This window comes from Yoonia maricola (assembly GCF_002797915.1).
Lineage (GTDB): Bacteria > Pseudomonadota > Alphaproteobacteria > Rhodobacterales > Rhodobacteraceae > Yoonia > Yoonia maricola.
Genome location: NZ_PGTY01000001.1, coordinates 874,502 through 897,832 on the forward strand (window position 1 = coordinate 874,502; position 23,331 = coordinate 897,832).

The 23,331-nt window shown below is 56.5% G+C and carries 28 protein-coding genes and 1 tRNA gene; 16 read left to right on the forward strand and 13 right to left on the reverse strand.

The features are described 5' to 3' along the window. Nucleotides 1-68 precede the first annotated feature (68 nt). Both msrB and BC777_RS04375 read left to right on the forward strand, forming a co-directional pair. Entirely contained in the window at nucleotides 69-461 is a 393-nt protein-coding gene (gene msrB / locus BC777_RS04370; RefSeq protein WP_100366910.1) for a peptide-methionine (R)-S-oxide reductase MsrB, read from the forward strand. Nucleotides 462-714: 253 nt separating this feature from the next. After that, on the forward strand, nucleotides 715-1,752 hold the full coding sequence (locus tag BC777_RS04375; RefSeq protein ID WP_168769072.1) for a glycosyltransferase family 2 protein: 1,038 nt from the start codon (nucleotides 715-717) through the stop codon (nucleotides 1,750-1,752). Here BC777_RS04375 and BC777_RS04380 read toward each other — a convergent pair. Then, the gene (locus BC777_RS04380; protein WP_100366912.1) at nucleotides 1,749-2,222 is read right to left on the reverse strand and encodes an outer membrane protein assembly factor BamE; all 474 of its coding nucleotides are present in this window, start codon (nucleotides 2,220-2,222) and stop codon (nucleotides 1,749-1,751) included. The two genes, BC777_RS04375 and BC777_RS04380, sit on opposite strands and share 4 nt — an antisense overlap. An 85-nt stretch (nucleotides 2,223-2,307) precedes the next feature. Between BC777_RS04380 and BC777_RS04385 the strand changes: the two genes are divergently transcribed. The 8 genes from BC777_RS04385 to BC777_RS04420 all read left to right on the forward strand — a co-directional run bounded on the left by BC777_RS04385 (nucleotide 2,308) and on the right by BC777_RS04420 (nucleotide 7,638). Continuing rightward, complete coding sequence (locus BC777_RS04385; protein WP_100366913.1) at nucleotides 2,308-2,853, forward strand: YceD family protein; 546 nt, start codon at nucleotides 2,308-2,310, stop codon at nucleotides 2,851-2,853. Between the two features lie 164 nt (nucleotides 2,854-3,017). Continuing rightward, the gene (gene rpmF / locus BC777_RS04390; protein ID WP_008236104.1) at nucleotides 3,018-3,224 is read left to right on the forward strand and encodes a 50S ribosomal protein L32; all 207 of its coding nucleotides are present in this window, start codon (nucleotides 3,018-3,020) and stop codon (nucleotides 3,222-3,224) included. 21 nt (nucleotides 3,225-3,245) lie between these two features. Then, on the forward strand, nucleotides 3,246-4,370 hold the full coding sequence (plsX, locus tag BC777_RS04395; RefSeq protein WP_100366914.1) for a phosphate acyltransferase PlsX: 1,125 nt from the start codon (nucleotides 3,246-3,248) through the stop codon (nucleotides 4,368-4,370). 2 nt (nucleotides 4,371-4,372) lie between these two features. Then, a complete protein-coding gene (locus BC777_RS04400; RefSeq protein ID WP_100366915.1) occupies nucleotides 4,373-5,344 on the forward strand; it encodes a beta-ketoacyl-ACP synthase III in 972 nt (323 codons plus the stop codon). Nucleotides 5,345-5,456: 112 nt separating this feature from the next. Continuing rightward, nucleotides 5,457-5,759, forward strand: coding sequence for an integration host factor subunit alpha (gene ihfA / locus BC777_RS04405; protein WP_100366916.1), 303 nt, complete (start codon nucleotides 5,457-5,459; stop codon nucleotides 5,757-5,759). A 3-nt stretch (nucleotides 5,760-5,762) separates the two neighbouring features. Continuing rightward, entirely contained in the window at nucleotides 5,763-6,365 is a 603-nt protein-coding gene (locus BC777_RS04410; protein WP_100366917.1) for a MerR family transcriptional regulator, read from the forward strand. A gap of 54 nt (nucleotides 6,366-6,419) precedes the next feature. Beyond that, a tRNA-Pro gene (locus tag BC777_RS04415) sits at nucleotides 6,420-6,496 on the forward strand. A gap of 62 nt (nucleotides 6,497-6,558) precedes the next feature. Continuing rightward, the gene (locus BC777_RS04420; protein ID WP_100366918.1) at nucleotides 6,559-7,638 is read left to right on the forward strand and encodes a 2'-deoxycytidine 5'-triphosphate deaminase; all 1,080 of its coding nucleotides are present in this window, start codon (nucleotides 6,559-6,561) and stop codon (nucleotides 7,636-7,638) included. Between the two features lie 112 nt (nucleotides 7,639-7,750). Here BC777_RS04420 and BC777_RS04425 read toward each other — a convergent pair whose 3' ends face one another. From BC777_RS04425 to BC777_RS04460, 8 genes are all read right to left on the reverse strand, one after another. Then, nucleotides 7,751-8,476, reverse strand: a complete 726-nt coding sequence (locus BC777_RS04425; RefSeq protein WP_100366919.1) for a hypothetical protein — start codon at nucleotides 8,474-8,476, stop codon at nucleotides 7,751-7,753. A 135-nt stretch (nucleotides 8,477-8,611) separates the two neighbouring features. Beyond that, on the reverse strand, nucleotides 8,612-8,800 hold the full coding sequence (locus BC777_RS04430) for a hypothetical protein (RefSeq protein WP_100366920.1): 189 nt from the start codon (nucleotides 8,798-8,800) through the stop codon (nucleotides 8,612-8,614). A 43-nt stretch (nucleotides 8,801-8,843) separates the two neighbouring features. Further along, nucleotides 8,844-9,491 carry an SMC-Scp complex subunit ScpB gene (gene scpB / locus BC777_RS04435; RefSeq protein WP_100366921.1) on the reverse strand — a complete coding sequence of 216 codons (648 nt, stop codon included), beginning with the start codon at nucleotides 9,489-9,491 and terminating at the stop codon, nucleotides 8,844-8,846. Further along, the gene (locus tag BC777_RS04440; RefSeq protein WP_100366922.1) at nucleotides 9,484-10,278 is read right to left on the reverse strand and encodes a segregation and condensation protein A; all 795 of its coding nucleotides are present in this window, start codon (nucleotides 10,276-10,278) and stop codon (nucleotides 9,484-9,486) included. Before BC777_RS04440 ends, scpB begins: the two co-directional genes overlap by 8 nt. Before the next feature lie 6 nt (nucleotides 10,279-10,284). After that, entirely contained in the window at nucleotides 10,285-11,274 is a 990-nt protein-coding gene (locus BC777_RS04445; protein WP_168769073.1) for a glycoside hydrolase family 3 N-terminal domain-containing protein, read from the reverse strand. After that, a complete protein-coding gene (locus tag BC777_RS04450) occupies nucleotides 11,275-12,165 on the reverse strand; it encodes an SPOR domain-containing protein (RefSeq protein WP_100366923.1) in 891 nt (296 codons plus the stop codon). Between the two features lie 72 nt (nucleotides 12,166-12,237). Beyond that, on the reverse strand, nucleotides 12,238-13,977 hold the full coding sequence (argS, locus tag BC777_RS04455) for an arginine--tRNA ligase (protein ID WP_100366924.1): 1,740 nt from the start codon (nucleotides 13,975-13,977) through the stop codon (nucleotides 12,238-12,240). A gap of 132 nt (nucleotides 13,978-14,109) precedes the next feature. Next, nucleotides 14,110-15,282: a deoxyguanosinetriphosphate triphosphohydrolase gene (locus BC777_RS04460; RefSeq protein WP_100366925.1), complete on the reverse strand. Its 1,173-nt coding sequence runs from the start codon at nucleotides 15,280-15,282 to the stop codon at nucleotides 14,110-14,112. Between the two features lie 73 nt (nucleotides 15,283-15,355). On the opposite strand from BC777_RS04460, the gene BC777_RS04465 reads away from it, so the two are divergent. The 4 genes from BC777_RS04465 (at nucleotide 15,356) to BC777_RS04480 (ending at nucleotide 17,608) form a co-directional block, all read left to right on the forward strand. Beyond that, complete coding sequence (locus BC777_RS04465; RefSeq protein ID WP_100367998.1) at nucleotides 15,356-15,682, forward strand: HesB/IscA family protein; 327 nt, start codon at nucleotides 15,356-15,358, stop codon at nucleotides 15,680-15,682. A gap of 87 nt (nucleotides 15,683-15,769) precedes the next feature. After that, on the forward strand, nucleotides 15,770-16,255 hold the full coding sequence (locus tag BC777_RS04470) for a GNAT family N-acetyltransferase (RefSeq protein WP_211095354.1): 486 nt from the start codon (nucleotides 15,770-15,772) through the stop codon (nucleotides 16,253-16,255). A gap of 185 nt (nucleotides 16,256-16,440) precedes the next feature. Further along, nucleotides 16,441-17,241, forward strand: a complete 801-nt coding sequence (gene xth, locus BC777_RS04475) for an exodeoxyribonuclease III (protein ID WP_100366926.1) — start codon at nucleotides 16,441-16,443, stop codon at nucleotides 17,239-17,241. A gap of 46 nt (nucleotides 17,242-17,287) precedes the next feature. Beyond that, nucleotides 17,288-17,608 carry a hypothetical protein gene (locus tag BC777_RS04480; RefSeq protein WP_100366927.1) on the forward strand — a complete coding sequence of 107 codons (321 nt, stop codon included), beginning with the start codon at nucleotides 17,288-17,290 and terminating at the stop codon, nucleotides 17,606-17,608. 241 nt (nucleotides 17,609-17,849) lie between these two features. Here BC777_RS04480 and BC777_RS04485 read toward each other — a convergent pair whose 3' ends face one another. Then, the gene (locus tag BC777_RS04485; RefSeq protein ID WP_100366928.1) at nucleotides 17,850-18,278 is read right to left on the reverse strand and encodes a DUF2267 domain-containing protein; all 429 of its coding nucleotides are present in this window, start codon (nucleotides 18,276-18,278) and stop codon (nucleotides 17,850-17,852) included. Between the two features lie 150 nt (nucleotides 18,279-18,428). On the opposite strand from BC777_RS04485, the gene BC777_RS04490 reads away from it, so the two are divergent. Both BC777_RS04490 and BC777_RS04495 read left to right on the forward strand, forming a co-directional pair. Next, on the forward strand, nucleotides 18,429-18,788 hold the full coding sequence (locus BC777_RS04490) for a hypothetical protein (protein WP_100366929.1): 360 nt from the start codon (nucleotides 18,429-18,431) through the stop codon (nucleotides 18,786-18,788). Nucleotide 18,789: 1 nt separating this feature from the next. Further along, nucleotides 18,790-19,734, forward strand: a complete 945-nt coding sequence (locus BC777_RS04495) for a 1-phosphofructokinase family hexose kinase (RefSeq protein WP_100366930.1) — start codon at nucleotides 18,790-18,792, stop codon at nucleotides 19,732-19,734. A 136-nt stretch (nucleotides 19,735-19,870) separates the two neighbouring features. On the opposite strand, the gene BC777_RS04500 is transcribed toward BC777_RS04495, so the two are convergent. From BC777_RS04500 to ppsA, 3 genes are all read right to left on the reverse strand, one after another. Continuing rightward, nucleotides 19,871-20,335: a GNAT family N-acetyltransferase gene (locus tag BC777_RS04500; protein ID WP_245834151.1), complete on the reverse strand. Its 465-nt coding sequence runs from the start codon at nucleotides 20,333-20,335 to the stop codon at nucleotides 19,871-19,873. 13 nt (nucleotides 20,336-20,348) lie between these two features. After that, a complete protein-coding gene (locus BC777_RS04505; RefSeq protein ID WP_245834153.1) occupies nucleotides 20,349-20,651 on the reverse strand; it encodes a YjhX family toxin in 303 nt (100 codons plus the stop codon). Between the two features lie 196 nt (nucleotides 20,652-20,847). Then, nucleotides 20,848-23,223, reverse strand: a complete 2,376-nt coding sequence (gene ppsA, locus BC777_RS04510; protein ID WP_100366932.1) for a phosphoenolpyruvate synthase — start codon at nucleotides 23,221-23,223, stop codon at nucleotides 20,848-20,850. Between the last annotated feature and the right edge of the window lie 108 nt (nucleotides 23,224-23,331).

Here is a 23,331-nt window from a genome sequence, read left to right on the forward strand (position 1 = left end):
ATGCCTTGGCGAACTGTGCCCAAAGACCTAGGTTATCTGGCAATACAGATGAAAGGACCGCCAAACCAATGGATAAGATCGTGAAATCAGACGCCGAGTGGCGCGCGCAACTGTCAGATATGGCCTATAAGGTGACACGCAAGCATGGGACCGAACGGGCCGGCACGCATGAAGATTTCCCCAAGGACCCCGGCACCTACATGTGCATCTGTTGCGACGCCCCTTTGTTCGATCAAGAGGCCAAGTTCGAAAGCGGGACCGGCTGGCCGTCGTTTTATCAACCTGTTGATGGCGAAATGGTCGGCGAAAGCGTGGACCGCAGTTTCTTCATGAAACGGACCGAGGTGCATTGTAACCGCTGTGATGCGCATCTGGGGCATGTGTTCCCCGACGGTCCACAACCCACAGGGTTACGGTACTGCATCAACGGGGTTGCATTGGCGTTCGAGCCTGAGGAGTGAGTTTAGATGCCGATCATCGGCGCATTGATCGAATTCTGGTGTGGAAACTGACTATAAAACAGAATAGTACGCACCGACAGCAGATTGTGACCGGCTAGTATAACAAGCACTAACTTGCGCATTCGCAGACATCGCGACACCGTCAGTTATATCCAGACGAGATGTAGGTCATAGATGTGGCAAATATTGTAAAGCACTAACGGGCATACCTAAGGAAACACAACTTTATTCAGTTTGTCTGATTGGTACTAACGTGCGCATCTCCAAGAAAAGCCCCCCTAAAAAACGTCCAACTTACTTCTTGAAAGACGCCTTTATTGACAAAAAGGTTGTTATCGCGATTTGCACGCATAACCGCCGCGAATTACTCCTGGCAGCTCTAAAAGCAGTCTCAAAGCTTGAAACCGAAGCCTATTATGACGTCTCTGTTCTCATTATTGAAAATGAAAAGGAACCCAAGCTGGGCGCTGAATTGAGCGCTTTGGACTTTCCGTTCGACATTCATCATGTGCATGAACCGGCGCTTGGTCTTGTAAGCGGGCGTAACCGTTCACTGGACGAGGCTGAAAAGATGGGCGCAGACTGGCTTGGTCTGTTGGACGATGATGATCAAGTGCACGAACACTGGCTGTTACGGCTTGAACAGGCCGCATCAGAACTGCCAGATTGCCTTGCCTTCTTTGGGCAAGACAAGGAAAAATTGCCGCCAGATTACTCTGAGTACCTTGGCGCTGTTCGGCCACGCGATAAGAAGCTTGGCACAGCACCCACCATTCTGAAAACTGGCAATTGCATGATTGGACGCGCTATCTTTGCATCTGATCATTATGGATTTCGGTTTGATCCGCGGTTCAATTTTTCCGGCGGTGAAGACACCGACTTTTTCATGCGGATTAGGAACGAAGGGCTGAGGCTCTGTAGCGTCCCGGAAGCTATTCTATACGACCTCAAACATGGCGAGCGTCGCACTTATAAATATCATTTTCGCCGTACCCAGTGGGAGCATACAAACTTATACTTTCTGTATCGGATAAACATGGGCGCAGGAATTGCGCGACGCATGCTGGTGAAAGACCTGAAGCGCAATCTTAGGTTTTTCCTAGTAGACATAATCAAAGGCGCGTTCGTTGTATTATCCAATCGTACGGAGATGAGGATTAAGTTTGGCAGTGCAGGACTGCGTATCGCCAAAATAATGGCGATCTACGACTATTGCGTTGGTAACCGTCCGTCACCTTATAATGTTGCAGCCAAAGAAGAGACGCAGACACCTAATAAGGGTCAATCCTAGGGTTCACCCAAGAACTGCCCCGCATCGATCCGCCCGAAAGATCCCAGCAATTGCGAGAGGAAAGTGATATCGTTGATCCCATCCTCGGTCACGCGGCGGTCCAGCACGACGACCCGCCCATCCTCAAGCGTATAGCGCGAAATGTTACGCAGCCGGTCGTTGGCGTCGAAATCGATCGCCAGCACCTGTCGGTCCACCTCTTCTGGCGCGAAGGGGCCAAAGCGGCGAAACTGGCTAGAGGCATAATAGACCGTGTTGTTTTGCAGCCCGCGTTCAGATTTAGGCGGGCCGAAGAGCGTGATCACCTCCGCCTTAGTGGTTGAGCCTACGTTGAGCGTTGCAAGCTCTTCTTCGGGCGGAATGAACCCGTGAAACCGGTCCAGCTCGGTACAGCCGGCCATCACCGCCAACACAGAGACAAACCCCGCGATTTTGATCGTCCTGTGCAGTTTGCCTGTCATCGCACGCATGCGCGTCACCCTCTTGCCTTGACGCAGCGCGCCTTTTATCCCCGATACATCACACCCCGCCTCTGTTCAAGAATCGAAAGTACCCATGGCCACCTTACACAAGTCACATCTGCGTTTGGCCGATCTTGCAACGCGCAAACCCACCGCATTCGCCTTGGAACCCACAGCCAATGAGCGCAAGGCGATTGCGGCAAAGCTGGAGATTGTGGGCATCAAGAAGCTGCGGTTCACAGGATCCTTGGCCCCCCAAGGGCGGCAGGACTGGACATTGACCGGCGATCTAGGCGCGACCGTGGTGCAGGACTGTGTTGTCACGCTGGACCCGGTGACAACCCGCATAGATGAGTCTGTTACCCGCAGTTACACTGCTGACATGCCCGAAATCGAGGCCTCTGAGGTTGAGATGCCAGAGGATGACACTGTTGAGGCTTTGCCAGAAACGCTTGATCTGGCACAAGTGATGATCGAGGCCCTGTCATTGGCTTTGCCGCCTTACCCGCGCCGTGAAGGCGCTGATCTGTCGAACGCCGTTTTCACCGAACCCGGTCTGACGCCGATGACAGACGATGATGCCAAGCCGTTCGCCGGTCTGGGTGCGCTGCGCGAAAGCCTTGAAAAGAAAGGCAAATAAATGCCTGCGCGAAAGCCGCTAAAAAGGGTTGCACATAGAGGGAATCGCAGTATGTTCGCGGCCTCTTTTACATCGTGTCTCGACAGGGCTGCCACAATGGCGTAGGACCCGCGCAGACACGAAAGAAATCTGGGCCGCGGCCCTTTATATCATAGGGTTGAGACATGGCTGTCCAGCAGAACAAAGTATCCAAATCACGCCGCAACAACCGGCGCGCGCACGATAGTCTCGTTGCGGCAAATCCCAACGAATGTGACAACTGCGGTGAGCTGAAGCGCCCCCACCACGTTTGCCCATCCTGCGGCCACTATGCGACACGCGAAGTGATTGCTGACACAACAGAAATCGACCTCGACGACGACGCTGCGTAAATTCGCAAAGGCACCGGTGGCATGACAACACCCCAGACGGACACTGCTCCGACGCAGGGACATGCTGCAAACAAAGTGCTTTCCGTTGACGCCATGGGCGGAGATCAGGGGCCTGCAACTGTTGTTGCGGGCCTTTCGGCATTTTTAAGCGATGAAAGAGAAGCGCGCGTCATTCTGCATGGCCCCAAAGCCGAGCTGGAACCAATGCTTGCCAAGCACCGGATATCAGATCGCGTGACCATCCACGACGCATCGGACGTCGTGAAGATGACCGACAAACCCAGCCATGTGCTTCGCAATGGCAAGAAAACCTCGATGTGGTCCGCTATCGAAGCCGTGCGCGAACGTCAGGCGGCTGTTGCTGTCAGCTGCGGCAACACCGGCGGTCTGATGGCCATGTCGATGCTGCGCCTGCGCAAAGCAGAAGGCGTCAATCGCCCCGCCATCGCGTGCCTTTGGCCATCGCGCAACCCATCGGGCTTTAATGTCATGTTGGACGCAGGCGCTGACATCCGCGCCGATCAGGATGATTTACTGACATATGCGCTCATGGGGGCGTCTTACGCACGCAATGGCCTTGATATCGCGCAGCCCCGTGTGGGCCTGCTAAATGTCGGAACGGAAGAGCACAAAGGCCGGGCAGAGTTGAAAGTCGCCCATGAACTTATTGGAAACGCAGCCATTATTGGTGATTTTGAATATGTCGGTTTTATCGAAGGCGGTGATCTGCCATCCGATAAGGTGGACGTCATCGTGACGGATGGCTTTACCGGCAATGTCGCTTTGAAAACCGGCGAAGGCACGGCCACGCTGATCAGTGAACTGTTGCGCGGGGCGCTATTGAAGAACCCATTGTCCATGTTTGGCGCCCTGCTCGCCCGTGGGTCACTGGGACGCTTGCGCAAGCGAATCGATCCGCGCCGGGTCAATGGCGGCGTATTTCTGGGCCTCAACCAAACGGTCATCAAAAGTCACGGCTCTGCTGATGCCACAGGTGTTGCGGCGGCCCTGCATCTGGCTTACCGCCTCGCACAAAGTGGATTCTCAGATAAAGTGGCTGCAAGGGTTGCTTCCGCTGCGTCACTTGCTCAAGATGCCGGAACAGAAAGTGAGACAGACGGTCTCAATACAAATACGGGCAAATAGGCATGATGCGTCGCGCAGTCGTCAAAGGGGTTGGTCACTACCTGCCCGAACGTGTAGTCCCCAACGCTGAATTCGAAAAATCGCTTGATACGTCGGACGAATGGATCAAGTCACGCTCTGGAATTGAACGCCGCCATTTCGCAGCCGAAGGCGAGACGACCTCTGATCTTGCGACCAAAGCCGCCAAGGCCGCACTTGCCATGGCAGGCATAGACGGTAAGGATATTGATGCCATCGTCTTGGCCACCTCGACCGCTGATCTGACCTTTCCTTCTGCGGCCACGATGGTGCAACATGCGATAGGCAATACATCCGGCTATGCTTTTGATGTACAAGCGGTTTGTGCGGGCTTTGTCTATGCGATGTCCAATGCCAACGCATTGATTGTGTCCGGTCAGGCAGACCGCGTGCTTGTGATCGGGGCAGAGACATTCAGCCGGATCATGGATTGGACCGACCGGTCCACTTGCGTGCTTTTCGGTGATGGTGCGGGTGCGCTGATCCTTGAAGCCGAAGACGGCACCGGCAAAACCGCAGACCGTGGTGTACTTTCGACCGATCTCAATTCAGACGGGCGATATAGGGACCTGCTTTATGTTGATGGTGGTGTGTCGACCCAGAACACCGGCATGCTGCGGATGGAAGGCAAGGAAATCTTCCGCCATGCCGTTGAAAAGCTTGCACAGACCGCCGATGCAGCGCTGGAGAAAATCGGACTTGGCGCAGATGACGTTGATTGGGTGGTCCCCCATCAGGCCAATATCCGCATCATTCAGGCCACCGCCAAGAAACTAGGCGTTGGCATGGACCGGGTGGTTGTGACCGTTCAAGACCACGGGAATACCTCGGCTGCATCGATTCCCCTCGCACTATCTGTGGGCGTTGCGAATGGCCAAGTTAAGCAGGGCGATCTGATTGTGACAGAGGCCATCGGCGGTGGTTTGGCCTGGGGTGCGGTGGTGATCCGCTGGTAAAAGCAATCCAATCCGCGGAAACGCACTGTTAACGCCGTTTGCCAACCCGTTGTTATTGACTCTGAATTTACCGCGCGCCTATTCTCGGTGATAGTTTGTAAGAGGGTGTACAATGACCGATAAGACTTTGACGCGGATGGATTTGGCAGATGCGGTACACAGCCAGGTCGGCCTTTCTCGCAACGATAGCGCCGACTTGGTAGAGAGTGTCCTTGGTCACGTCTCCGACAGTTTGGTCGCAGGCGAAACTGTCAAAATTTCTTCTTTTGGCACTTTTTCGGTCCGCGACAAGGCGGCCCGCGTTGGCCGCAACCCTAAAACGGGCGAAGAGGTACCGATCCATCCCCGCCGCGTGCTGACCTTCCGCCCTTCGCATCTGATGAAAGATCGTGTCGCGGCAGGGAACAAAAGTTAAGCCATGGCCAAAGCCAAAGACGCATTTCGTACAATCAGCGAAGTGGCTGAGTGGTTGGATACCCCCACCCATGTGCTGCGCTTTTGGGAAAGCAAGTTCAGCCAGATCAAACCCGTCAAAGGGGCCGGTGGACGGCGCTATTACCGCCCGACCGATATGGATTTGCTGGGTGGCATAAAAAAACTGCTGCATGAAGACGGGCTGACCATCAAAGGCACCCAGAAACTGTTGCGCGAAAAAGGCGCCAAATACGTCGCCACCTTGGGTCAGTCCATGACTGCCCCTTCGGCGGAAGCAGTCGCGACAAAGTCAAAGGCAGCCCCAGAGCCTGCCCCGGCGAAACCAACGCCCGCGGTCGCGCAGCCCCCTGTTGTCCCAATCGCCCCCAAACCACAGCAAGAGCTGTTTCCTTTGGATACGCCGGCAAAGAAGACGCAGCCCGGTTTCACCATCGATCTTCCTTTGCCGCCCAAAGAATTGCCCGCTGCCGCACCACGCCTGATCGGGCGCATTCCGGTTGATCCTGCGGCACTGCAAGCCCGCGCCGACGAGATTGCACCGCTGGTGGCCCGGCTTGAGGCCGTGCGCGCACGGATGCGCGGCTGACAGATGTTTTTCGGGCTTGCCCTTGCACCGTTTTGGGGTATGAACGCTGCCAGTCGGGCTATGGCGCAGCCTGGTAGCGCGTCCGTCTGGGGGACGGAAGGTCGCAGGTTCGAGTCCTGCTAGCCCGACCACTCATAACCGCCCGCCGTTGCTGTCGCACGGCGGGCGTTTTGACATCCACTTGGGGGATCAAATGACAAGTTCAGGTGTCCTGGCCGACCATCAAATCCGCGATATGATCGCCAGCGGTGGGATTGCCGCCGAAACCCCGATTGCAGAGGGGCAGATCCAGCCCGCCTCGCTTGATTTACGCTTGGGGGCCACCGCCTACCGTGTGCGCGCATCCTTCCTTGCCGGGCGCGCGCGGACGGTGAAAGACCGGCTGGCGGATTTCCAAATGCATGCGGTCGATCTGACCGGCGGTGCTGTGCTGGAAAAAGGCTGCGTCTATGTCGTGCCCTTGATGGAACGGCTGAAACTGCCCCAAGGCATGACAGCCGCCGCCAGCGCCAAGTCATCCATCGGGCGGCTTGATCTGCTGACGCGTATCATCACCGATCATGGGGTGGAATTTGACCGGGTGCCCGAAGGCTATGACGGGCCTTTGTATGTTGAGATTTGCCCACGGTCCTTCTCGGTCGTGGCCAGCCCGGGCCAGATGCTGAACCAGATCATCTTTCGGCAAGGCAAGACCTTGATGTCAGACGATGAATTGCGCGCCCTACACGCGCAGACGCCCATCGTATCAGGTGATCCGGTCATCTCGGATGGCTTGGGCTTCTCGGTCGATCTTCGGCCCACTGAAGGCACGCTGGTGGGCTACCGTGCCAAGCCGCATACCGGCGTCGTGGACCTCTCGAAACTCAACCACTACGACCCGGCTGAGTTCTGGGAAGAGGTGCATACCAAAGACGGCTGGATCATTCTTGATCCCGGTGCCTTCTATATTCTGGTCAGCCGCGAAGCGATTGTGATCCCCCCCATGCAGGCCGCCGAAATGGCGCCTTATCTGGCGATGGTCGGCGAATTCCGGGTGCATTACGCAGGCTTCTTCGATCCGGGTTTCGGCTACGCCGAAGCAGGCGGATCAGGCTCTCGCGGGGTGCTAGAGGTGCGCTGCCACGAAGCGCCTTTCGTACTGGAGCATGGGCAAGTTGTGGGACGGTTGGTGTATGAGAACATGGCCGCGATGCCAGCGGCACTCTATGGGCGCGAGATCAAGTCGAATTACCAAGGACAAGGGTTGAAGCTGTCGAAGCATTTTCGGGGGTGAAGGGTGAGGAAAGCTCGCAAGGGCTAACAAGAGAAAACTGTTTGAGCGGTAGAGAACGAAAACCGCTTCGAGCCCATAGCAACGCGCGTCTTCCAGCGCAAACAACTTGAGACTAACCCTGTTTTAATGAGTATTTTCTTCTCTTCAGTTCGTGGAGGGCATTTTTCGCGGCGCGAATATGTTGGTCAACTGTGCCTCGCTCAACCGTGGTTTTTGACAAAACTTCGAGAGCAGGAATTGCTTCAATTGAACCGAGAGCCGCTAGGCGCCAACATGCAGCTTCCACCTCAAGAAAGTCGTCTGAGCGCAGTAGATTCAATGCCAGATCGGGTGAGATAGCCCCATAAAGTTGATTTGCGAATCCATCACGTTCTTTGGCGATTATTCTTCCTACTTCGCTACTCACTTTACTCGAAAAAATTCCCTTATAGGCCAGCGCACCACACAGATCGCAAATGTCGGTAAAAGTACCTTGTGCAGTATTTCCCAACGTTCTGATGCCATCAAAAAACGCATCGAATGTAGGTGATAGAAGTCCACCAAATTCGTTCAACAATACGCCCTGAACGCCAATAACACCGACGAAGGGCTCCCTGCAGCCAACCAAGACCACTTCTTCATGAGCGTTCTCTTGCCAAAATGGCACAAATCCCAAACTCGGAAGACCCAAACCATCAGCTGTAGCAGAGAAAAATAAAGGATCAGCGGACGCAGGCTCATTCAATTCAGTGAAGCATTCAGACCAGCTATTCTCAATTTGTGCCAATGCTAGGAGGAATCCATCCGGCAATCGCAGATCGTAACTAGCAAGTTGTTCAATCGTATCAGCAGTCCACACGCTACTCTGCCCTTAAAATTTAAGCATTCGGTTGCCGAATACCTTTAAGCGAACAAAGAGATCAAGGATTACTAATCAATATCATTGAGTCCACGCAGCAGTCGTCGAACGACTCGTTAATCTAACGCCCGGCCTCTACCGCATAAACCGCCGCGCTGCCCGCATGCCCTTTTGCGCTTTATTGGCCGTTTGCTGTGCGTTCTTGGACTGCGCGCGTTCTTCCGGCGTCATATCCTCGGGTCGTTTGCCCTTGGTCGCCGCCAATGAGACGCCTTTGCGCATTAACATCCGCATGCCCATATTGATCAGTCGGTTCATGTTCATCTGCATCTCTCCTCGCGAATACCGTTAAGATAAGGCGCTTGGGTTAATCTTCAAACAACTCGGTTTGATCTTCATCGGCTTCGCCTTCTTCGGCCTCGGTCAATGCAGCACCCGGTGGTGGCCGGTTTTCTAGCAGCCCGGCGGAGCGGAGCTCTTTCAACCCTGGCAGGTCACGTGCGTTTTCAAGCCCGAAGTGGTCGAGAAACCCTTGCGTGACCACGAAGGTGACAGGTCGTCCCGGTGTCATCTTGCGACGGCCAAAACGTATCCATTCCAACTCGATCAGTTGATCCACCGTACCGCGGCTAACGCTCACACCGCGGATTTCTTCAATTTCTGCCCGTGTTACCGGCTGATGATAGGCTACAATCGCTAAAGTCTCAATCGCGGCACGGCTTAGCTTGCGTGTCTCGACCGTCTCTTTCTGCATCAGAAACCCCAGGTCGCCTGCGGTACGGATCGCCCAGGCATCACCCACTTTGACCACATTGACCCCCCGCCCTTCGTAGCGTTTGCGCAGGTTCGCAATCGCTTCGGCCGGATCACAGCCATGTGGCATGCGGCCTGTCAGTTCGGTCACGGTCACAGGGTCCGCCGTCGCAAAAAGGATTGCTTCGACCATGCGTTCTTGTTCGCCCATCGGAGGTGCCTCGAACAGGCTGTCGTTTGCGGGGGCGTCTGTCTTACTCATCACCGGGCACTTTCTTGCGGATTTGAATGGGGGCAAAGTTTTCGCCCTGCCGGATTTCAACTTTGCCTTCCTTGGCCAGTTCCAGCGAGGCGGCAAACGTGGCGGCGGTGGTTGACCGGCGGCGCTGTGGATCAACATCCCAGCCTTCGGGCAGATAGGTTGCGAAATCGGTCCACTCACCTGCAAAGCCAATCAACCCGCGCATCCGCTCCAGCGCCTGCTCCATCGTCATCACATGCTGACGGTCCATCACAAAGGGGCGGAAATCATCGCGTGTGCGGATACGGGCATAGCCTTGCATGAGATCCAGCAAAGTCGCGGTATAGGTGACGCGGCGGACGCGTTGGACATCTTCGGTGATGCCGCGCGCAAAGAAGTCGCGGCCCAGCTGATCGCGCGCCATCAGTTTGGCAGCAGCGTTGCGCATCGCCTCCAACCGTTCCAATTGGAACGCAAGGTGCGCGGCGAGTTCTTCGCCAGATGGCCCTTCCTCTGACGGGTCTGGCGGCAACAACAGCCGTGATTTCAGGAAAGCGAGCCATGCCGCCATCACCAGATAATCTGCCGCGAGTTCCAGCCGCAAGCGTTTGGCCTGCTCCACGAAAGCGAGATATTGTTCAGCCAGCGCAAGGATAGATATCTGGCGCAAATCCACTTTCTGCGTTCGCGACAGCGTCAGCAACAGGTCCAGCGGCCCTTCAAAGGCCCCAACATCCACGATCAAGGCTTCAGCGGCCACACGGTCGCTGACACTCATCGTGTCTTCTTGAAACGCGTCGTCTTGCATCTGCCCTCAGCCTAAGTGGCGTGCAAGTTCCGCTTCCAGCGCCGGGATGTCAATATTTGCGGGTGTTTTTCGCATCGCCAAAGCGCGATTTGCGCGGATTATTGCGGCGGCGGTCATTTCGCCCGAGGCGGCGGCAACCGCCTCCATTTCCTTGGCATCGCCATTACAGTGCAAGACAATATCGCAACCTGCCGCGATGCTCGCCTCAGCCCGTTCTGCCACAGTGCCGGAAAGCGCCTCCATTGACAAATCGTCTGTCATCAAAAGACCATTGAAACCAATGTCCTTGCGGATCACTTCCATCATTTTTGCGGATGTTGTGGCGGGTGCCGCGGCATCAATATCCGAAAAGACGATATGAGCGGTCATGCCAATCGGAATGTCGGTGAGTGCCGCAAAAGGGGCAAAGTCCCACACATCCAGATCAGCGCGCGGCGCGTCGACACACGGCAAATCCTGGTGGCTATCGACAGCCGCCCGACCATAACCGGGAATATGTTTAAGCACCGGTAAAACCCCGCCCGCAAGATGCGCGTCGGCGCATGCTTTTGACGCAGCGACCACCGTTTCAACATCATATCCGTAGAGACGGTTCTTCAACACCGGATGGGTCGCATCCTCGGCGATATCAGCCAATGGTGCGCAATTGGCATCAATGCCAACATCATGCAATTCCGCCGCGATCAGCCTGTTGCGGACCCAATGGGCGCGCAGCGGGTCACTCGCTTGCGCCATCTGGTCCAAAGCCGGCAGGTATTCGCGCCAGTGCGGGCTACGCATCCGTTGCACACGGCCACCTTCCTGATCGATCAGGATCGGTGCATCACGTTGCACGGCTTCCCGCAGGTCATGCGTCAGGCGGCGTAACTGATGCGGGGTTTCAATGTTGCGCGCGAAGACGATAAAGCCAAGCGGTTGAACCTCGCGAAAGAACCCGCGCTCCCAATCGGTGATTTCCAAGCCCTCCGGGCCGAAAATCGTCGCATTCAAAGCCACTTAGTTGACCACGACTGCGATGCAATCAGCACCTTCGGCCTGCAAGGCAGCACACAAACGGCGGGCCTCTGCCCGATCGGCAAAGCCGCTGGCCCGCAACCTGTACCATGTGGCGCTGCTTTGGTTGCTGACCTGAATGACGCGATCACGCGTGTTCATCAATTGGCCAAAACGGGCTTGCAGGCGGTCCCATTCTTCTGCTGCCAAAGCAGGCGTTGGGAAAGCACCCAGTTGCACCAGATTAGTGCCTGCCGGGAAAGGTGTTGTAGTGACCGCAACTTCGCTGGTGGTCGCAGCAGAAGCGGCCGGCGCTGCAGCGGCAGGTGCGGGAATGCGCATGTTCGCGGGGCGGACCACAGGGCGTAAAGATGTGGACACACCGGGCACGCTGGCCGGGATGACCGCCGCGGCTTCATCTGCTGTTTCTTCGGGCGCTGCTTCCGCAAGGGCTGCCAGTTGTGCTGCAAGCGCGTTGACATCGTCTTGCGCGACGCCCCCCTCATCAGCGGGGGTTTCCTCTGCTACGGCGTTTGCAATGGCCTGTGCGCTGGGTTGCACGTCAAGATCTTCTGGCGCCAGACCAGAGGTGCGCGGGGCCAGAACCAGCCGATCCTCAGGGCCACCGGCCTCGCCCACAGCGGCCACTTCGTTGACAGACAGCCCAGTATGCGAAGCAACACCACCACCCGGATTATCCGGCAGCACCCGCATATCGCCTTCCATGGCGCGAACCACTGGGATACCGCTGACATCCCGCACGATCAGCTTGTAACCCCAAAAGCTTACGCCAAGGATTAGTGCCAGCGACAAGGCGGCACCTGCATAATTCACTAAATTGGTAACACGCGGTGCACCCACCGCAGGGGCGAACCCCTCATCGTATACTGCCATCTTCGCCTCTTACACGCCCCATGCCTTATGGCTTTGTCGGGGTCATCTTAGCTCGATCCGGCAGTTCGTGCGTTAGCGCATCTCTTCCGCCGGAGTGACCCCAAGAATACCTAAACCGTGCAAAATAACAATCGCCACAGCCCGAATGAGGGCAATTTTCGCCTGTGTGGCATCTGAGTCACCTTCCTGGACAAAGCGAAGCGCCTCATCCGCGTTGCCTTGGTGATAGAGCGCGTGGAAGTCAGAGGCCAGATCGTAGAGGTAAAACGCGATCCGATGCGGCTCATGCCCCCGTGCTGCAATCTCGACCAGACGCGGCCATTCAGCAAGTTTTTTGATGAGTGTAAGTTCCGCGTCATGGGTCAGGCCAGACAGGTCAACACCCGCCAGCGCTTTGTCCGACACATCTGTAAATGCGGCGGCCTTGCCCACAGCTGAGTTCACCCGCGCATATGCGTAGTTCACGTAAAAAACCGGGTTATCCTTGGACTGCTCCAACACTTTATCGAAATCAAAATCCAGCGGCGCGTCATTCTTGCGCGTCAGCATATGGAACCGGGTCACGTTTGCACCAACCTGATCAATCACATCGCGCAAGGTCACAAAGGTCCCTGCCCGTTTGGACATCTTGAACGGTTCGCCATTTTTGTAGAGCTTGACCAACTGCGTCAGCTTCACATCCAGCGGCACCTGCCCGTCCGACAGCGCCGAGACAGCCGCCTTCATCCGTTTGACATAGCCACCGTGGTCGGCACCGAAAACATCGATCAGCTGGTCGAAGCCCCGCTGCACCTTGTCATAGTGGTATGCGATGTCGGGTGCGAAATAGGTCCATGACCCGTCGGATTTCTGCACCGGCCGATCGACGTCGTCACCGTGTTCGGTGGACTTAAAAAGCGTCTGCTCCCGCGGCTCCCAATCCTCGGGCATTTTGCCTTTCGGTGGCTCTAAGGTGCCCCGATAGATCAGGCCTTTATCGTCCAGCTCGGCAATGGCTTTCTCAATCAAGCCAGTCCCGTAGAGCGATTTTTCGCTAAAGAAGTTGTCCATGACGACGCCCAACTGGGCCAGATCGGCGCGGATCAGGTCCATCATCGCTTCTGTTGCGAATTCCCGGATCTCTTCCAGCCAGAACTGCTCGCCCTTGTCGACAAACGCATCGCCCACCTTGGCTTTCAACGCTTCGCCCACAGGTTTCAGGTAGTCACCCGGATAGGTCCCGTCGGGAAACGCCACCTCTTGGCCGTGCGCCTCTAAGTACCGCAGGTACACTGACCGCGCGAGCACATCGACCTGCGCACCACCGTCGTTGATGTAGTATTCTTTGGTCACGTCGAAGCCTGCGTAATCCAGCAGCCGCGCCAGTGCGTCACCGAATACAGCGCCCCGCGTATGGCCCACGTGCAAAGGACCCGTTGGGTTGGCCGAGACATATTCGACCATCATCTTTTGGCCCTGCCCCAAGCTGGATTGACCGTAAGTTGGATCAGACAAGGCGGCTTTCACTACACCCTGCCAGACCTGCGGGTCGAGCCGCATGTTCAGGAAACCGGGCCCCGCGACATCGGCCACAGCCACCCGTGGATCAGCCAGCAGCTTGGCCGCCAACGCATCGGCAATCACCCGTGGGTTCATCTTGGCAGGTTTCGCCAGCACCATCGCGGCATTCGTCGCCATATCACCGTGGCTGGCATCGCGCGGCGGCTCAACCGAGACAGCAGCGGTGGCAAGGCCAGCGGGCAGCTTGCCTTCAACGACCAGTTGGTCGAGGCAATCCAGCACAAGAGCGCGAATATCGGCGAAAAGGTTCATTGTTATTCCAAAAACGTTGTTTGTTTGGGGTTTACCACCCGTGCCCCACAGAGCAAGCAGACTTTTGACAAAAGTCTGGCCACAAATCCTTCGAAGGATTTGCCTCACTTCTTCCCAAAGAAGTTCTTACCTTCAATTGCCGTCGATCACACCCGCGGGAATATCCTCACCCCCGATCAAGCGCTTGTGTTCCTGAATGGCAAAGCGGTCGGTCATCCCAGCGATGTAATCGGCCACGATCCGTGCGAGCGCCGTCTTGTCGGGCGCTTCGGCCACATCCTTGCGCCATTGTTTGGGCAGTTCACCCGTGTTTTCCATGAAAAACGGGAAGAGGTCGTTGATCATTTGGGTCACGACCACCCGCATCTCAACCACCGCTGGCGCGCGATACATGCGCTTGAACAGGAATTTGCGGATCACCGTGAGGTCTTTCCATAATTCTGGCGAGAACTGTACCATCATCCGGCCCGCATGGCGGATGTCATGTACCGTTGCCGGTGCCAATTCAGTGAGATTGCGACGACTGACTGTAATGACATCTTCGACCAACACCCCAAAAAAGCGACGCAAAGCCTCGTGCCTGCGGCGGTAATAGTTAAGATCGGGATATTTCGCGTCCACCCTTGCAAAACAGTCATTCAAGATTGGCAACTCTGCCAATTCATCCGTGCTGAATAGCTCTGCCCGCAGACCGTCATGCAAATCATGATTATTATACGCAATATCATCAGCCAAAGCCGCTGCCTGCGCCTCTGCACTCGCATGGGTGTGCAATTCCAGATCGTGGCGCCCATTGTAAGCAGCCAACGCATAGGGCACGTCACCCGTTACCGGCCCATTGTGTTTAGCGATCCCTTCAAGGCTCTCCCACGTCAGGTTCAGCCCGTCCCATTCGGCATAGTGCCGCTCTAAATTCGTCACGATATGAAGGGCTTGGGCGTTGTGGTCGAAACCGCCATAGGGTTGCATGAGCGCGTCCAGCGCCTCCTCACCTGTATGCCCGAATGGCGTGTGGCCCAGATCATGGGCCAGTGCCACCGCCTCGGTCAGTTCCACGTTTAACTCCAATGCCGCCGCCACGGTGCGCGCCACCTGCGCGACTTCAATCGAATGGGTCAGTCGGGTACGAAAATAATCGCCCTCATGTTCAATAAAAACTTGGGTCTTATGCTTAAGCCGCCGAAAGGCCGATGCATGAATAATCCGATCCCGGTCGCGCTGAAAGGGCGAGCGAAAGGTGCTTTCTTCCTCTGGATAAAGCCGCCCGCGCGGATTTGCCGGATCGGTCGCATAGGACGCTGCCATCGTGATTGCCTGTCTTGTCGCGTTTGCCTGTCACCCCTATATTGCAGTTGTAACAGAACCGATAGGCCTGCAAATGTTCACTGTCCCCCCCAAAGTTACGACCCGCGCCTTTGAGCGTCTGGCCGAGATCGGCGCATCGGCCCAAGGCAAGGCCTTGCGCGTCGCCGTCGAAGGTGGCGGTTGTTCGGGGTTTCAGTATGAAATTGACCTCGATGAAGCAAGGGATGATGATCTGGTGCTCTCCGAGCAAGGCGAAAAGGTCGTAATCGACAGCGTTTCACTGCCGTTTCTGGCCGACGCAGTGATCGATTTCAGCGAAGAGCTGATCGGAGCACGGTTCGTGATCAATAACCCGAATGCGACGTCTTCTTGTGGGTGTGGGACATCGTTTTCGATGTAATGTCTGAGGCGATACTTGGGTGCTTTCAGCGCATGTCTGGCTTGAGCCCATACTCACCAATCGGTGATATGCTAAGCTACCGGAATGATGGCAGACAGAGAATACGATTTCCGCAGAGTGAAGATGGACGATCTGCCTTTGCTGTTGGAGTGGCAGGCGCGGCCACATGTCCGCGAATGGTGGGATTCAGACGATCCGTACGATCATAAGGCGCTAGCCGATCCTCGCGTGTCGCGTTGGATCGTGTCCATGCAGGAAAGTCCATTTGCCTTCATGCAGGATTACACTGTGCACGGCTGGGATGATCATCACTTTGCGCAACTTCCGAAGGGCGCGCGCGGAATCGATCAATACATCGGCGACCCCAAAATGATCGGCATTGGACATGGCACTGCATTCATCGGCGCGAGGATGAAGGTTCTCTTTGAAAATGGCGCACCCGTGATAGCTACCGACCCTCACCCTGACAACAACCGGGCGATTGCAGTTTATAAAAAGCTAGGATTTGTGCCTTCAGGGCAGCCTCAAGAAACGCAGTGGGGTCGCATTGTGCCAATGCTCGCTAAACCGTGAGCTCTACGCAATGAACGGCAGCTTCGTCCGCACAGCTGACATTGAATGGCTGACAACTGTTATACAATATAGCCTGGAACCGAGCGCCTCACTGGCACTTTCGTCGCACATTCGGGACGCAACAGTTGCCTTTCCGTCCACCCTCGCTCAAAACATTGATCGAGAACCAGACGGGGACAGCGCATATGAAAATCGCGACATTCAACATCAATGGCGTCAAAGCCCGTATCGGTGCGCTGACCGACTGGATTGACGAGGCGCAGCCGGATGTCGCTGTCTTACAAGAAATCAAATCCGTCGATGAAGGCTTCCCCCGCGAGGTGTTCGAGGACAAAGGCTATAATGTCGAAACCCATGGCCAAAAGGGATTTAACGGCGTGGCCCTGCTATCGAAATTGCCGCTGGAGGACGTCACCCGCGGCCTACCCGGCGCCGAAGGGGCCGGGCGCGAAGGTGTCGATGACGAAGAGGCCCGCTATATTGAAGCGACGGTCGTTGGTGAAAAGGCGGTCCGCATCTGCGGTCTGTACCTGCCCAATGGCAACCCCGCGCCGGGGCCGAAGTATGACTATAAACTCCGCTGGATGGAACGGTTGCATGCCCGCGCGAAGCACCTAATGGCACATGAAGAAGTGGCGCTAATGTGCGGGGATTATAATATTATTCCGCAGGCCGAGGATGCAGCACGCCCTGATGTATGGCGCGATGACGCGCTGTTTCGCCAAGACAGCCGCGATGCTTATCGCCGTATCCTCAACCTTGGTTTTACCGAAGCCTTCCGTGCGCGCGAGGCTGGTGCCGGCCATTATTCGTTCTGGGACTATCAGGCCGGCGCTTGGGATAAGAACGACGGCATCCGCATCGACCACTTCCTGCTGACCCCGCAATGCGCTGACCTTTTGAACAACTGCTGGATTGAAAGCGAGGTACGCGGTCGTGAAAAACCCTCTGATCATGTGCCCGTTTGGGTCGATCTTGCCGCCTGAGGGTGGAATCAGCTAAAGTGGCGCCTTGTTTATCAGGAATGCTGCCATGCTCCGCCCACTTCTTTGCGCCGCGATCATCGCCACCGCCCTGCCCACAGTTGCACAAGCGCAATGCCGCATCGCCGTGGCTGGCACGAACTGCGTCGCTATCCCCCAACCGCTGACCCCGGCCCCCGGCCCGGTCGAGATTGGCGAGATATTGGAACGTGGCCGATACTCAATGCTGATGAATGCACGCTATTACGGGTTGCCGACGGTCAGCAACGGCTGGGTCTATTTCCGCATCGAGGACGAAATTTATCGGGTGGATTGGCGCAGCCATGAAGTGTTGGAGCGGGTGACAGATCAGGCGAGCCGGAATTGGTAACCCCGCATCCCGGATTGTGGCAGTTAAAGTTGAGATGAGCCCTTTGCGGGTAAGGATTCAATGGGTCGTCGCAACACTTTAGTCTTTTTAGAGCGATAGAGTGTTGAGATAGATATGAAATACGGCAGGCGAAGGTTCTTATACGGAACGACAGACGTCGGAGATATAGGATCGGTGGCCGCGGGGAGAGGAACTGAGTTCAATTACCGCCACCTCATTTCCCTTACCGTGCAAACGCGCCCTAAGGCGATGGCCATAGATCTCGCAGTTCTTGCGGCAGGCAGGCCCGCACGTCTTCAACCTCACCGCGCGAGACATGCGCGTTGATCGTGTTAAAGACCGCCTTGATGTCTGTAACCCCACGATAGGTCATGACATCGCCGACCTTTTCTTCAACCGCCGCGACAAATGCGGCCGCGTGCCGTTCATGCACAGGGGTCAATTTGGGCTGCCAGCCTTCGTAAAACATGCCCCGCAGGATCAGGGGAAGCTGTGCGGAGAACTGCGCCATTTCCTCATTGGGTAAATGATCACGGATCTTGCCCAGAACAACGCGCAGCAGGCGCAAAACCTCGCGTTCGTTGGTCCAGCCGGTGCGGCCCGCCAAATCATTGACCCATTCATGGGCCTCATGGGTTGTGCGTTCAAAAACGTGGATCATACGTGTCATGGCCAACTCCTCTTTCGGGGTGATGCGCCCAGTCTTAACGGATCGGCCCTTGGTGGGATTGATCAATGTCAAAACCTGACCGTGTTCGTTTGTATAGGTCTCGGTTCATCATGGGGCGTTGCCCCTTAAAACCCAAGTGGAGTGACGTGCATGAAAGACCCCGAACTGGAGCTTCTGATCAAGCAACTGGAAACCACGCGCGACATGAGCATCGCGGATTTTGACGGTGTGATCCACGCGCTTGGCTTTCTGCGCCCCGATGTTGAAACACCGCTTGCTGACCGGATTGGCACAAGCGATCAGGCTATTCTGATCGCCGACGACGCCTTTCCCAATTGGTCGATCCATATTCGCGGGCGGGCCAATGACCGCGATGGCCATTGGCATTGCACCTTACGCGAAAACGAAAGGCGCGACAGTGATGCGGTTATCGGTGCGGGGCGGGCGCCAGTCTTGGGTCAGGCGATTTTGGCTGCTGTGCTGCGGCTGGCGATGATTCAGAAGAAATAAGGTGGCCCAGGCGGATATCCTGACGGTCACGCTGAACCCTGCGGTCGATGTGGCAACAACGGTACCGCAGGTGATCGCGGGGCCAAAGCTGCGCTGTGGACCGCCGCGCTTTGATCCGGGTGGTGGCGGCGTGAATGTGGCGCGTGCCGTGTGCAAACTGGGCGGTGCCGCGACAGCGCTGGTCGCTGTGGGCGGTGCGATGGGGGACCGGTTGCTGGCACTGCTGGCGGGTGAAGCGGTCCCTGCCCTGCCCGTGGCGGTGTCGGGCGAAACCCGGCAAAGCTTTGCCGTGACCGATGCCAGCACCGGCGGGCAATTCCGGTTCAGCGTGCCGGGTGATGTGATGACGACGCCAGACGCCGACGCCTTGCTTTCGGCTATCGTAGCGCAAGCCCCGCCGGACGGCTATCTGGTGATCAGTGGTAGCGTTGCCCCCGGCCTGCCCGATGATTTTCTGGGCCAGATTGTAGCGGCTATTTCTGCCAAGGTTATTGTCGATACATCCGGCAAACCGCTTGACCTGTTGATCAGACAGCCACAAACGCCGCTGCATCTGCTGCGCATCGATCAGGCCGAGGCGGAACAGGCTGCGGGTCATGCCATGCCGGCGCTTTCTGACAGCGTTGATTATGCCGCAGAACTGGTCGCGCGGGGTGTGGCCGATCACGTGATCACCGGACATGGGGCCGATGGGTCGGTGATGGTGTCCAATCATGACAGGTTCATTTGCCACCCGCCGTCGGTGCAGGAACGCAGCAAGATCGGGGCGGGCGACGCTTTCGTCGGAGCCGCAACTTTGGCGCTGGCTCGTCGCTCCAGCCCAAGCGAGGCGCTGCAGAGAGGCGTCGCAGCAGCCAGCGCGACCGTGGAAACCGAAGGCACCGCGCTTTGTCAGCAAAGCGACGCAGAGGTGCGGTTCGGGGAATGCAAGGTGGAGAGGATTTAGCAAAGTGGTCGGGCAGTTGGTTACAGCCCAAGTCGGCTTAGATGCGCCTTGCGCGAAATGGCTGGTGTTAGCCCAAACTGCATGAATATCTATAAAGGAGCCCTCCGCCAAATGAATGGCGGAGGGCTTTCGTGTATTAAAGGGCCTTGCGGAAGATCACTTTGTCATCACCCTCCGCCCAGAAGTCACGGATACGCGCTTCTTCTTCATAGCCGTTTTGAGCATAGAACTTGCGCGTCAGAGCGAAGTCATCGGTCCCGGACGTATCTACGATCAAGATACGCTGCGCCTTGTCTTTCAGGTGCTGTTCAGCGGCTTGGACCAAGGCAGCGCCCATCCGTTTGCCTTGCAGGTCAGGGCGCACAGCAAGCGCGAGCATGTTCCAGGTGCGATCGGTAAGGTCTTCGGGAACCGTGTAGCACAGGCCAACGGCCTCACCGTCGTGGTGGCAGGTCAGCCAAAAGGCGTCTGTCTCACCCGCCAACGCGGGGGCCAGCATATCGGCCAGCATTTCACTTGGGAAAAGCTCTGTCCCGTCCAGCACCGTTCTGAGCCCTGGAATGTCATCGCTTGAGGTGGCTTTGATCATTGGGTTTGTCATTTTCTGTATGTCCTTATCGACTGTCGTATTGGGGATTAACGGATCGGATATCGCGCCTTGTGGTCCGATAAGGTCGCCCGTTTTCGGATTTGACGAAGCGCCGTTTTTTCAGGCGGTCGAAGAGCTTCAGCGAGCCGTCAGCCAGAACATGGCCGTCTTGTGTGATGCAGGAGGCTTTGCGCATTTTGCCGTTCGTCATGTATTCAAAGTGGATGGCTCCACCCTGTGCAAGAACGTGCAAAACACGCTTTTCGTGCTTTGAGATATTCAATGGATTGTCTCTTGAGTTTAGGTCAGCCGAAAGGTCTTCTGGCATCGCGCGCAGAAGGTCTTTGATTCAAAATGGTCCAATCAGGTGGACCTTAGCGGCGGGCCGCAATCGTAGACATAAAAACTCCATCGCTCTGCTTGGATGCATAACTTATGTTGGGGGTAGTGCTCGGAACGACGTTAGGCAAGCGGACTTTCAAGAAATTTTGAGGGCATCGCTGATTTATCCCGCACAAGTGCGGCTAACCCCCTTCCGCCTTTGCTACGTTCCGCAGCACGTTGACAAAGCTGTCGGGCGTCACTGAAATGCTATCGATCCCGAACCCCACAAGCTTTTGCGCATAGCTGGGGTCGTTGCTGGGCGCTTGCCCGCAGAACCCGACCTTTGAACCTGCCTTATGCGCCTCGCGGATCACGGTTTCGATCATCCAGAGCACCGCTGCATCGTCTTCGCGAAAGAGATCCGCAAGCGCATCTGAATCCCGGTCGATCCCAAGCGTCAATTGCGTCAGGTCATTGGACCCTATGGAAAACCCGTCGAACCGCTGCGCGAACTCTGCCGCCCGCACAACATTGGTCGGAATTTCGCACATGACATAGACTTGCAGCCCATCCTTGCCGCGTTCCAGCCCATTTTCCTTCATCACCGCGAGCACCAAATCGGCTTCTTCTGGCGTCCGGCAAAAGGGGATCATCATGATCACATTTTCAAAGCCCATCTTGCCGCGCAGCCGTGCAATCGCTTGGCATTCCAGCGCAAAACCATCGCGGTAGTGATCGGAATAATAGCGTGAGGCGCCTCGGAACCCGATCATCGGGTTCTCTTCATGGGGTTCGAAATCCCGCCCGCCCAAAAGGTCGGCATATTCGTTGGTTTTGAAGTCACTCATCCGCACGATGACGGGCTTAGGATAGCAAAAGGCGGCAATCCGTGACAGGCCGCGCGCGAGGTGGTCGACGAAATAGTCGGGTTTGTTGTTATAGCCAGCCGTGAGCGCGGCGATCTTGTCGCGCGTGTTCGCGTCGCTGACCTTGTCAAAATTCAGCAAGGCCATCGGGTGCACCTTCACCGCATTATTAATTACGAATTCCATCCGCGCGAGGCCCACGCCATCCACCGGCAACCGCCACCAGCGCAAAGCGGCAGATGGGTTGGCCAGATTCAGCATGACCTTGGTGTTGACCTCTGGCAACGCCTTGAGTTTTTCCTCAGACACGACGATGTCAGAAATGCCTTCGGTCACGACCCCTTCTTCGCCGCCCGCGCAAGAAACGGTCACATCCTGCCCGTCATGCAACAGATGCGTTGCGTTCCCGCAGCCCACGACCGCGGGCAAGCCTAACTCGCGGCTGACAATTGCTGCATGCGATGTCCGTCCGCCGTGATCGGTCACAATCGCAGACGCCCGTTTCATAATGGGCACCCAATCGGGGTCAGTCGTTGAAGTCACCAACACAGAGCCATCCACGAAGCGCGCAATATCAGCAGCACTTTCGATGATGCTGATCCGGCCCGTAACGGCGGCGTTGCCGACACTCAGGCCGGTGACCAGAACCTCGCCGGGGTCAGAAACCTCGTAGGACTTCAACGATCCCACGTCAGCGCGCGATTGCACCGTCTCGGGCCGCGCCTGCACGATATACAATGTACCGGTTTTCCCGTCGCGCGCCCATTCCATGTCCATCGGGCCGCCGTAATGATCCTCGATCACCTTGGCCTGCCGTGAGAGGGTCAGGATTTCAGCGTCGCTCAGCACAAAGGCCCCACGCTCGGCCTTGGAGGTCGGTACATTGCGCGGGGTGCCGTCGCGGTCGTGGATCATCTTGATCTCTTTGGCGCCCAAGGCTTTTTCGAGGATCGGCACTTTGGTGTCATCATCCAGAAACGGCTTGAACACCTCATATTCATCTGGGTCCACCGCCCCCTGAACGACGTTTTCGCCCAGGCCCCATGCGGCGTTGATTAGCACGGCGTCGGGAAAGCCGGATTCGGTGTCGATAGAAAACATCACACCGGACCCGCCAGTGTCAGCGCGCACCATCTGCTGAACGCCGACGGACAATGCGACTTGCTGGTGCGAAAACCCCTGAATTTGACGATAGGAAATGGCCCGGTCGGTGAAGAGTGAGGCATAGCATTTGCGGCATGCCTCTAACAATGCGGCCTCGCCGATCACGTTCAGAAACGTCTCTTGCTGGCCTGCAAAACTGGCGTCTGGCAGGTCTTCTGCTGTGGCGCTGGAACGGACGGCGACGGGGATGTCTGCCTCGCCTGCGGCCTCTGACAATGCGCTGTATTCGGCGATGATTGCGGCTTCGGTATCCTTGGGCCAGTCGCCGCTCAGTATCATCTCGCGGATCGCCTGCCCTGTCCTTTGCAGCGTTGCCTTGCCATCTGCCAATGCATCCAGCGCCGCTCCAATCTGCGCATCCAGATCATTGGCTGTCAGATATAGCCGAAACGCATCCGCTGTGGTTGCAAACCCCGGTGGCACCAGAATGCCTTTGGGCCCCAACGCATGGATCATCTCGCCCAATGAGGCGTTCTTGCCGCCTACGGTTTCTACATCACCACGCCGTAAAGCGGTGAAATTCAGAACAAGGGGTGTGTCGGCCATGTGCAATCCTCCAGCATCTGTTTGGGAGAGTTTGCAGCAACGCACAGCGGAGAAACTGATATAGGTCAATCGCCTTGCACGTGATCCCGCCACAATGGGGCCGACCCA

Bases quoted from the DNA above. Each gene is read 5' to 3' on its own strand.
- BC777_RS04440 (WP_100366922.1), bottom strand. From the start codon at position 10,278: ATGCAAGACGACGCGTTTCAAGAAGACACGATGAGTGTCAGCGACCGT.
- BC777_RS04505 (WP_245834153.1), bottom strand. From the start codon at position 20,651: ATGCCAGAAGACCTTTCGGCTGACCTAAACTCAAGAGACAATCCATTG.
- BC777_RS04485 (WP_100366928.1), bottom strand. From the start codon at position 18,278: ATGACACGTATGATCCACGTTTTTGAACGCACAACCCATGAGGCCCAT.
- scpB (WP_100366921.1), bottom strand. From the start codon at position 9,491: ATGAGTAAGACAGACGCCCCCGCAAACGACAGCCTGTTCGAGGCACCT.
- BC777_RS04500 (WP_245834151.1), bottom strand. From the start codon at position 20,335: ATGACAAACCCAATGATCAAAGCCACCTCAAGCGATGACATTCCAGGG.
- xth (WP_100366926.1), top strand. From the start codon at position 16,441: ATGAAAATCGCGACATTCAACATCAATGGCGTCAAAGCCCGTATCGGT.
- BC777_RS04410 (WP_100366917.1), top strand. From the start codon at position 5,763: ATGGCCAAAGCCAAAGACGCATTTCGTACAATCAGCGAAGTGGCTGAG.
- BC777_RS04380 (WP_100366912.1), bottom strand. From the start codon at position 2,222: ATGCGTGCGATGACAGGCAAACTGCACAGGACGATCAAAATCGCGGGG.
- msrB (WP_100366910.1), top strand. From the start codon at position 69: ATGGATAAGATCGTGAAATCAGACGCCGAGTGGCGCGCGCAACTGTCA.
- BC777_RS04450 (WP_100366923.1), bottom strand. From the start codon at position 12,165: ATGGCAGTATACGATGAGGGGTTCGCCCCTGCGGTGGGTGCACCGCGT.
- BC777_RS04400 (WP_100366915.1), top strand. From the start codon at position 4,373: ATGATGCGTCGCGCAGTCGTCAAAGGGGTTGGTCACTACCTGCCCGAA.
- BC777_RS04460 (WP_100366925.1), bottom strand. From the start codon at position 15,282: ATGGCAGCGTCCTATGCGACCGATCCGGCAAATCCGCGCGGGCGGCTT.
- BC777_RS04470 (WP_211095354.1), top strand. From the start codon at position 15,770: ATGGCAGACAGAGAATACGATTTCCGCAGAGTGAAGATGGACGATCTG.
- plsX (WP_100366914.1), top strand. From the start codon at position 3,246: ATGACAACACCCCAGACGGACACTGCTCCGACGCAGGGACATGCTGCA.
- BC777_RS04385 (WP_100366913.1), top strand. From the start codon at position 2,308: ATGGCCACCTTACACAAGTCACATCTGCGTTTGGCCGATCTTGCAACG.
- argS (WP_100366924.1), bottom strand. From the start codon at position 13,977: ATGAACCTTTTCGCCGATATTCGCGCTCTTGTGCTGGATTGCCTCGAC.
- BC777_RS04420 (WP_100366918.1), top strand. From the start codon at position 6,559: ATGACAAGTTCAGGTGTCCTGGCCGACCATCAAATCCGCGATATGATC.
- BC777_RS04465 (WP_100367998.1), top strand. From the start codon at position 15,356: ATGTTCACTGTCCCCCCCAAAGTTACGACCCGCGCCTTTGAGCGTCTG.
- ppsA (WP_100366932.1), bottom strand. From the start codon at position 23,223: ATGGCCGACACACCCCTTGTTCTGAATTTCACCGCTTTACGGCGTGGT.
- ihfA (WP_100366916.1), top strand. From the start codon at position 5,457: ATGACCGATAAGACTTTGACGCGGATGGATTTGGCAGATGCGGTACAC.
- BC777_RS04430 (WP_100366920.1), bottom strand. From the start codon at position 8,800: ATGAACATGAACCGACTGATCAATATGGGCATGCGGATGTTAATGCGC.
- BC777_RS04480 (WP_100366927.1), top strand. From the start codon at position 17,288: ATGCTCCGCCCACTTCTTTGCGCCGCGATCATCGCCACCGCCCTGCCC.
- BC777_RS04490 (WP_100366929.1), top strand. From the start codon at position 18,429: ATGAAAGACCCCGAACTGGAGCTTCTGATCAAGCAACTGGAAACCACG.
- rpmF (WP_008236104.1), top strand. From the start codon at position 3,018: ATGGCTGTCCAGCAGAACAAAGTATCCAAATCACGCCGCAACAACCGG.